The sequence below is a fragment of the Microcoleus sp. genome (genome assembly GCF_041354475.1).
Classification (GTDB): Bacteria; Cyanobacteriota; Cyanobacteriia; order Cyanobacteriales; family Microcoleaceae; genus Microcoleus.
Window position 1 is genome coordinate 23,036 of record NZ_JBGJZU010000078.1, and the last position, 6,000, is coordinate 29,035.

The window sequence follows — 6,000 nt, forward strand, 5'->3', positions numbered from 1 at the left end:
TCCCCCCTTGGGCGGGGGCAGGGGGGGTTATTCTTTATTCTTCCTTCTTCCTTCCCCCCTTGGGGGGGCAGGGGGGGTTATTCTTCCTTCTTCCTTCTTCCTTCCCCCCTTGGGGGGGCAGGGGGGGGTTCTTCTTCCTTCTTCCTTCTTCCTTCCCCCCTTGGGGGGGGCAGGGGGGGGTTCTTCTTCCTTCTTCCTTCTTCCTTCTACTTAGTTGTTCACAAAAACTTGCTGTCAGAAGCACTAAAGTCCTCATTGCAAACCTGGTGGGTAGTGAGGACTTTAGCCATCACTTTTCTACATAATATTTTTCCACAAAACTTCGCAATCCTGATTTATATCCTTGTCCTACGGCCTGAAACCTCCAGTCTCCGTTTTTTTTATACAAACGTCCAAATTCCAAAGCTGTCTCTAACGTAAAATTCTCTTTTAATTCGTACCTAGTCAATTCCGTTTGGCGATCGCGATCGTATAGACTGATAAAGGCGTTTTGGATTTTGCTAAAATTTAATCCTACGGATTCAGCATCGTGGATAGTGACAATCAGCACAATCTCTTCAATAGTGGCATCCATTAGAGATAAATCTACACTGTAGAGCGTATTAATATATCCTTTTCTGGGCGAAGATTTATCCGTGCCGGATTGTTTCACAGCACCGTCTAGGGATTTAGGATTATTATAAAACACTAAGTAGTCTTCGTGGGGAATTCTGCCATCAGTTCCTAACATAAATGCTGAAGCATCAATGTCACAGTTTGTGTGTGATAAATTGACTTGCCAACCCAAGGCGATGGCTAGTCTTTTTAAGTTCGGAAATTCTTGAGAAAGATTGAATCTGCCACCTTTAATTAATTGTACGCTCATTTGGATTTGTTCCTTCCTAGACTCTAATTTCAATGGGTAATGGGTAATGGGTAATTGGTAATTGGCACTCTCTCCCTCCTCACTCAAAAATGCCAAGGCTTAAAAAAAGCTAACACTTTCGGTAGATGGCGAAATTTTTATTTACTCTCAAAGTAGAGACATTTATCCATGAAGTAGATTAGACATCTCCCATCATTATTTATTGTGGAACAGGCTGGATACCCGTTCTTAACAGGCTTTTTGGGAAATGTCTGTTAAAAAAATGACCAACACCAAGATATTGTAATCAATTCTAAATAATTCCCAGGCAATTTATGGCAAACACAGTTCCTGAAATGCGATCGTCAATCATCTCAGTCAAAGAATCCTCACCACCTGAAATTGTGACTTTCGATGTCAGTGGTATGAAGTGTGCAGGCTGCGCCAAGGCAGTTGAACGCCAACTAATGCAATACTCAGGGGTAATTTCAGCTTGCGTTAACTTAGCCGTAGAAGTAGCAACGGTTGAGTGCGAACCGGGGGCCGTGGATGCGGAAGCTTTAGCGAAAAAGTTAACTGATAATGGATTTCCCAGTCAATCTCGCGCAGGTGGAAATCAGCGAGAAATGGAGGTGGCGATAATTGAAAGGCGACAGCAAGAAATTAGACAGCAAATAGGACAATTAACGATCGCCCTGATCTTAATTATTCTCTCAGGTTCAGGTCACGTATTGGGAACAAAAGCCCCAATTTTAAGCAATATTTGGTTTCACTGGGGACTCGCAACCCTGGCTTTACTACTACCTGGGCGCCGAATTGTAGTTGACGGGTGCCGCAGTTTGTGGCGAAATGCACCGAATATGAATACTCTGGTAGCTTTAGGCGCTGTCACAGCTTACACTGCTAGCAACGCGGCACTGATGTTTCCCCAGATGGGATGGGAATGCTTTTTTGACGAACCGGTGATGCTGCTGGGCTTTATTTTGTTGGGGAAAATTTTGGAACAGCAAGCTAGACAGCGCGCCGCATCAGCGCTACAAGCTTTAATCGCACTCCAACCAGCTACTGCGCGCTTAGTTGATTTTAAATTGCCGATTTTAGATTTAGACTCGCCATCTCCGGTCTACAATCCACAATATATTGAAATTCCAGCCGATCGCGTCCGAGTCGGAGAATGGCTGCAAGTTTTACCAGGGGACAAAATTCCGGTAGATGGGGAAGTTTGCGAAGGTAAAACAACCATAGATGAGTCGATGCTGACTGGGGAATCGATGCCGATTTTGAAGCAAACAGGAGATCCCGTGGCGGCGGGAACTATCAATCAATCCGGGGCGATCGTGATCCGGGCAACTCGCACGGGTAAAGAAACTACTGTAGCTCAAATGGTGGCTTTGGTGGAAGCTGCCCAAACTCGGAAAGCGCCGATTCAAAATTTGGCGGATACTGTGGCGGGATATTTTGTCTATGGGGTAATGGCGATATCGGCTTTAACCTTCCTATTTTGGTATTTTGCCGGAACTCATCTGTGGCCATCTGTGCTTTTAGGGCATGGGGCCATGAACATGGGGCATGGGGCAATGGGCATGGGCCACCAATTACCAATTACTGATTATCAATCACCTTTGCTGTTAAGTTTGAAATTGGCGATCGCCGTTTTAGTCATTGCCTGTCCTTGTGCTTTGGGACTGGCTACCCCAACTGCAATTTTAGTTGGTTCTGGGATTGGGGCGGAGCGCGGGCTTTTGATTCGCGGTGGTGATGTTTTGGAACGGGTGCATCAATTAGATACGGTGGTTTTTGACAAAACTGGTACTTTGACTACCGGAGAGCTCACACTCACAGATTATTTGCCGATTTTTGAGAGTTCTGGGTTGGATGGGACTTCAGATTTGAATGTTAGCCACAGGCAAGATGCCTGTTTTACCATTGACTCCCAACTTCTGCAAATCGCCGCGGCTGTGGAAATGGGTTCTTGTCATCCCGTCGCCGCAGCGATTTTGCGGGAAGCTCAACAACAAGCTTTGCCACTGCTGGCTGCTGAGGATTTCTACACGGCACCGGGATTGGGGGTTTCGGCTGTGGTGGAGGGCCGACTGGTGTTCGCCGGGAATGCGGAGTGGATGACGCAGCAGGGGGTCCCTATTGCTACAGAACTGTGTGGGTCTTTTCAAGGCAAAACGGCGGTTTATGTAGCTTGTGAGGGCGTTTTGCTGGGGGTAATCGGGCTAAAAGATACTCTCAGACTGGATGCTAAGGCGACGGTGGAGCGTTTGCGGGCTATGGGATTGCGGGTGATGATGCTGACGGGGGATACGCCTGGGGCGGCGTTTGCGATCGCCAACCAGTTAGATTTGCCGACGACAGATGTTTTGGCCCAAGTGCGGCCCGAAGGGAAGGCAAGGGCGATCGCGGCTTTGCAAGCCGAAGGGAGAAAAGTGGCGATGGTGGGTGACGGAATTAATGATGCTCCCGCTTTGGCTCAAGCAGATGTTGGTGTGGGGTTACATGGTGGGACTGATGTAGCTGTTGAAACTGCTCAGATTGTCCTGATGCGAAATGCTTTGATGGATGTTGTGGAGTCGATCGAACTGAGTCGCGCTACTTTGAAGAAGATTCGCCAAAATCTGTTTTGGGCTTTTGGTTACAATATGCTCGGAATTCCGGTAGCTGCTGGTCTTTTACTGCCGGCGATGGGAATTTTACTCAGCCCTGCGGCGGCTGGTGCATTTATGGCCTTTAGTTCTGTGAGCGTTGTTACCAATTCTTTGCTGCTGCGTCGCGAATTTAGGTCTTAAATTTACCGATTTTAGGTAAAAATCCTCAGTCATTGGTCATTAGCCAAGAACTCCTGCCTGCCGAAAGTACAAGGCCGAAAGTATGGATACTGAAGGCTGAATTTAATCAAAATAGCGACTAATGACTAATGACTAATGACTAATGACTAATGACTAATGACTAAAGTGCCATACTTTCTAAGAGCCGCCAGTTACGGTTGCTCATAATCGACTGAGTGACTAGCTCAAACATTTGACGGCAGTGGTTATTGGTTTTGAGAGGGAGTTCCTCGTTTTTAATCACGAAATTCATGCGAACTTCTGAATCGCTGCTCGTGTTTTGCTCAATTAGGACTTCTGCGGTGACGAGCTTGGGTATAGAAACTTGACCAGGAAGTTCGCGAGCCATGAGAGAATCTCCTGTATTGTAGATAATATCAAGATTGCATGACTCTAAAATCTCAATCAAAGAGTGACGGAGACGGTCAATGGGAACGGCAACGATAAAAAAACCAGTATAACGAGCCATAAAAAAACTCCCGCGGTGAGGCATTCAGACCTTATCATCATACCTAACATCTAAGAGATATACAGTACAATAACGATTTATTTTATCAGAATTCAAAGGGAAGTCAATGGAAGGGAAACTGATCGTGTTTGAAGGAGTTGAAGGTGCAGGAAAAACTACACAAATGCAGCGGTTGATACATTGGCTGCCGAAAAACTGCTCTACAATCAAAAATTTTGTTGCTACTCGTGAGCCTGGGGGGACTGAACTGGGAAAGGCACTCAGACGGTTATTGCTGGAGCCTGGGTCGGAGGAATTAGTATCAAATCGAGCGGAATTACTGATGTATGCTGCCGATCGCAGTCAGCACGTCGAAACTTTTCTCAAACCGAAGTTAGCCCAGGGGACGATGGTTTTGTGCGATCGCTTTACTGATTCTACTATTGCTTATCAGGGTTACGGCCGCGGGCTTAACTTGGACTTAATTGAGCAACTGAACGCCATTGCTACTGGGGGCTTGCAAAGTGATTTAACTTTTTGGCTGGATATTGATGTGTCAAAAGGGTTAGCGAGGGCTAGGGCTAGGGGAGAGTGCGATCGCATGGAGCAAGCTGATTTGGCATTTCACCAGCGGGTACAACAAGGTTTTGCGGAGTTGACTAGACAAAATCCGGATCGAATTATGCGCATAAATGCCGATCGCACCGAGGATGAGGTCGCCCAGGAAATTCAAACTATCTTAAGTAGTAAGTTAGCCGCTTGGGGATATGGAAAGAGTTCGGAATTTTGAATTATGGATTATTTTGAATCATTAATCGGACAAAACCAGGCAGTAGAATTACTCACTCAAGCCGTCTCTGGCAACCGCATTGCTCCCGGCTATTTATTTGTGGGATCTAACGGGATCGGCAAAAGTTTAGCGGCTCGGTGTTTTATTGAGCTTTTATTCTCGGCAAATCTGACAGAACCCAAATTAATAGCCTCGGTGCAAAACCGCGTGCGACTGGGAAATCACCCAGACTTGCTCTGGGTAGAACCCACTTACATGAATCAAGGCAAGCGGCTGTCAGCACAGGAAGCTGAGGAAGCGGGCTTGAAGCGCAAATCACCGCCCCAAATTCGACTAGAACAGGTGCGAGAAATCGGTGATTTTCTGAGTAGACCACCCCTAGAATCTGCCCGTTCTATTGTCGTGTTGTCGCAAGCAGAAACTATGGGTGAGGGGGCTGCCAATGGTTTATTGAAGACTTTGGAAGAGCCGGGAAAAGCTGCGCTAATTTTAATGGCTCCGACTGTGGAATCTTTGCTACCAACCTTGATTTCACGGTGTCAAAAAATTCAGTTTAATCGCCTGAATCCCGCAGCGATGGCACTGGTATTGCAGGAAAGGGGATTTGGAGAGATTTTGTCCCATGCTGAGGTGATGGGAATGGCCCAGGGAAGTCCTGGAGAGGCAATTGCTATTTGGCAGCAACTGCAATCGATGCCGGATGATTTGTTACAAAAAGTTAAGCAGTTGCCTCAAAATGTGCGATCGGCCTTGGAATTGGCAAAGGAAATTGATAAAACTTTGGATACTGAATCTCAGTTATGGTTAATCGATTATCTACAGCACTGTTACTGGCAGCAATTTTTGGCAGGGGGAATTAGTCGATCGCCCTTAGAGCCTTTAGAAAAAGCGCGACAATATTTACTCAACTATGTACAGCCGCGATTAGTTTGGGAATGCACATTAATGGGAATATGTCAACCGCTCTGTTAAACCTACCCAAAATTACCAAAGTCTAGACTTAGCTGGACATTAGAAATTTTGGTGTTAACTTCCTGATTCATCGTAGTCTCAAGATGACTCTTGAGAGGTTTGTCTACTCCAC

5 protein-coding genes are annotated in these 6,000 nt (G+C 46.3%); 3 read left to right on the top strand and 2 right to left on the bottom strand.

Going from position 1 to position 6,000, the window contains the following annotated elements; translation table 11 throughout:
• Positions 1-289 precede the first annotated feature (289 nt).
• A complete protein-coding gene (locus tag ACBR23_RS23100; RefSeq protein ID WP_371115230.1) occupies positions 290-865 on the bottom strand; it encodes a TerD family protein in 576 nt (191 codons plus the stop codon).
• Positions 866-1,179: 314 nt separating this feature from the next.
• Between ACBR23_RS23100 and ACBR23_RS23105 the strand changes: the two genes are divergently transcribed.
• Positions 1,180-3,639 (top strand): heavy metal translocating P-type ATPase, encoded by a 2,460-nt coding sequence (locus ACBR23_RS23105; protein WP_371120522.1) that lies wholly within the window; start codon positions 1,180-1,182, stop codon positions 3,637-3,639.
• Positions 3,640-3,799: 160 nt separating this feature from the next.
• Here ACBR23_RS23105 and ACBR23_RS23110 read toward each other — a convergent pair whose 3' ends face one another.
• Complete coding sequence (locus ACBR23_RS23110; RefSeq protein WP_340525136.1) at positions 3,800-4,147, bottom strand: hypothetical protein; 348 nt, start codon at positions 4,145-4,147, stop codon at positions 3,800-3,802.
• Positions 4,148-4,253: 106 nt separating this feature from the next.
• Between ACBR23_RS23110 and tmk the strand changes: the two genes are divergently transcribed.
• Both tmk and ACBR23_RS23120 read left to right on the top strand, forming a co-directional pair.
• Positions 4,254-4,916: a dTMP kinase gene (gene tmk / locus ACBR23_RS23115; protein WP_371115228.1), complete on the top strand. Its 663-nt coding sequence runs from the start codon at positions 4,254-4,256 to the stop codon at positions 4,914-4,916.
• A gap of 3 nt (positions 4,917-4,919) precedes the next feature.
• The gene (locus ACBR23_RS23120; RefSeq protein ID WP_371115227.1) at positions 4,920-5,888 is read left to right on the top strand and encodes a DNA polymerase III subunit delta'; all 969 of its coding nucleotides are present in this window, start codon (positions 4,920-4,922) and stop codon (positions 5,886-5,888) included.
• Positions 5,889-6,000: the final 112 nt, after the last annotated feature.